Genomic DNA, 982 nt, shown 5'->3' with positions numbered 1-982 from the left:
ATTGTTCTAAAGAGACTTGTGGCCAAATTGTTCACAACAAACCTCTTGCTGCATTATTAAAAGTTATTCAACTTCCTGAATATCTGGACCTCCAAGTATTGGACTTTATTGACCGGCTTCATGATGCTGAAGATGAAGTTGTTAGTGCTAAGGCAAAAATAAAAGATTTCGTTAAAAGTAAATTTGGAAGAGCTGTGGTTTTAGATCACTCGGTAAACAGACCAACTTGGGTGGGAAAAGAATTCAAAAAAGCTATTGATAACTTCTACACACATCATCCTGAAGCTAATCGTGATCCAGCCCTGTGGGGGCGTGACTTTATAAAAAATGAAAGTCATTTACTGGAAGAATACAAATCAACCAGGAAAATGACGGATTCAGTTGTTAGATTTAACTCCTTAAAGGCTAAATTATGAATGTTAACTGTTTATTAAAAATGATTATTTTATTATCTATAACCCTTTCGCCAGTGGCGGTGTCAGATGTTATAATACGCTCACCATTTGGCACTAAATTAATTTTTTCCGAGAAAAAAAGTGGAAAAAATTATGATGCCGATGCATGGGGAAAGTTGTCATTTAAAGGTCACGGAGAGACTATTGACATGGGCATAGACGGTCGTTATTTTACTGAGGATGGGTCGTCTAAACTCTCTCCATCCGGAAAATATTTAGTTATAGTCAGTATATTTGGTGCTTATTTGCATTCTGCTGATGGTACAAAAAAATATACTGATAGAGCTTACTGTAGCGTAGTTAATATGAAGACGGGTTGTTATATGAGTGACTGGACTGGTGGGGCATGTGGGTATCATTGGAGAGAAAATGAAGATATATTGGAAAACTCACGAGGATCTGATACATTTGATTTCCTCTCTTTTCGCCCAAGAATAAAACATGCAAGGGATAATCTTTCATCACTTGATAATGCTACCCTAAAAGAGTGTTTGCGATGTGACGCACCAGATCAAACAAACATCAAT

1 protein-coding gene and 1 pseudogene are annotated in these 982 nt (G+C 36.7%); both read left to right on the top strand.

The window, feature by feature from the left end:
- Positions 1 to 416 (top strand): hypothetical protein (locus tag SJI19_RS24670; RefSeq protein WP_323480872.1); only part of this gene is annotated, 416 nt, incomplete at its 5' end.
- Positions 413 to 982: pseudogene (locus SJI19_RS24665) on the top strand (hypothetical protein); the annotation flags it as partial. The gene SJI19_RS24670 and the pseudogene SJI19_RS24665, both read left to right, overlap by 4 nt.

It is taken from the genome of Acerihabitans sp. TG2, from assembly GCF_035013185.1.
GTDB lineage: Bacteria > Pseudomonadota > Gammaproteobacteria > Enterobacterales > Enterobacteriaceae > Acerihabitans.
Note: the sequence above shows the minus strand (reverse complement) of the source record. Positions and strands in the feature narration are given on the sequence as shown.